The sequence below is a fragment of the Pauljensenia sp. UMB1177 genome (assembly GCF_030217965.1).
In the GTDB taxonomy this organism is placed as follows: Bacteria; Actinomycetota; Actinomycetes; order Actinomycetales; family Actinomycetaceae; genus Pauljensenia; species Pauljensenia turicensis_A.
In genome coordinates, this window is sequence record NZ_JASOOV010000011.1 from 1 (window position 1) to 1484 (window position 1484).

1 protein-coding gene is annotated in these 1484 nt (G+C 58.6%); it reads left to right on the plus strand.

Going from position 1 to position 1484, the window contains the following annotated elements:
- A partial coding sequence (locus QP442_RS08385) for a phosphoenolpyruvate carboxykinase (GTP) (protein ID WP_285069776.1) occupies positions 1 to 1484 on the plus strand: 1484 nt, incomplete at both ends.

Sequence of the window (1484 nt, forward strand, 5' to 3'; positions counted from 1 at the left end):
CACCGGTGAAATCGCACCTGCGGGCGAGGGACTCTACTACTCCCGCTCCTACTACAAGGACACGGCGCGCAGCGAGGAACGCACCGTCGTAGCCACCCACAATCCGCAAGAAGCCGGAATCTACAACAACTGGCACGACGCCACGGAAGTAACTGCCCGGCAACTGGAAAGCATGAAGGGCGCCTCCCGAGGTAAAACCATGTACGTGGTGCCCTACCTGATGGCACCGCCGAAAGCGCCGCTAGAAAAGTGGGCTCGCGGGGTGGAACTTACCGACAACCTCACCGTGGTTCTTCACATGATCCGCATGGCCCGGGTTGGCGTAGAACACCTGAACAATTTAAAAAATCCGGCAGAATTCGTGCATGCAGTGCACGTGACCGGCGACCTGGAGAACTTGGGGCAGGGCACCGATAAGGATAAGCGTCTGTTTGCCACGGTAGCCGACGAACGCACAATTTTGCACTTCGGTTCCTCCTACGGCGGCAACGCGCTACTTGGGAAGATCGCCCACGGTCTGCGCCAAGCTTCTTACGACGGCTGGGCTTCCGGGGAATTCCTTTCCGAACAGTTCATGCTGATCGGGATTAAGGATAAGCTCAAGGATCACACCTACTACGTGTGCGGCGGCTTCCCCTCAGCTTCCGGTAAAACCAACCTCGCTATGATGCTAGCCCCGGACGCCTTGGGTGACCGCTACGAAGTTTACTTCTACGGCGATGACATCGTGTGGCTGCACGTTGGCGAAGACGGCAAGATTTACGGCATGAACCCCGAATACGGCGCGTTCGGCGTGGCAAAGGACACCAACTGGAAGTCTAATCCCACCGCCATGGACGCCATCAAAGAAGGCTCTAAGACGCTCTTCACCAACGTCGCTTACAACCCCGAAACCCAAGAGCTGTGGTGGGAAGGAAAGACCCCGGATTACCCCGAAGATGTTACCGGATGGCTGGATTGGAAGGGCGAAAAGATTTCCGACCGCCCGGCCGATCGGCAGCGCTCCGAGGCCAAGGGCGACGAGTGGGCACACCCCAATTCCCGATTCACCACGTCTTTGGCTAACGTGCCCAACGTGGCCCCCGACTACGAAGAACCGCAAGGTGTGCCAATCGACGCCATCATTTTTGGTGGGCGAGTAAAGGACCGGGAGCCGCTTATCCGGGCAATCACCGACCTAACCGAGGGTGTTTACGACGGCTTGACCCTGGGCGCCCAGGCTACTTTCGCGGCCGAGGGCAAGGAGGGCGTGCTGCGTTACGATCCGATGTCGATGCGCCCCTTCATGTCCTACCCCGAAGGGGACTATGCGGCCCACTGGTTGAAGATAATTGGTTCCGCGAAGGAACAGCCCATTTTTGCGCACGTGAACTGGTTCCAACGCGATCCGGAAGACGGTCACTTCCTCTGGCCTGGCTACCGCGACAACCTGCGGGCACTGCTTTGGCTGCTAGATGTTAAGGAAGGACGCGCTGAGGGCGTGC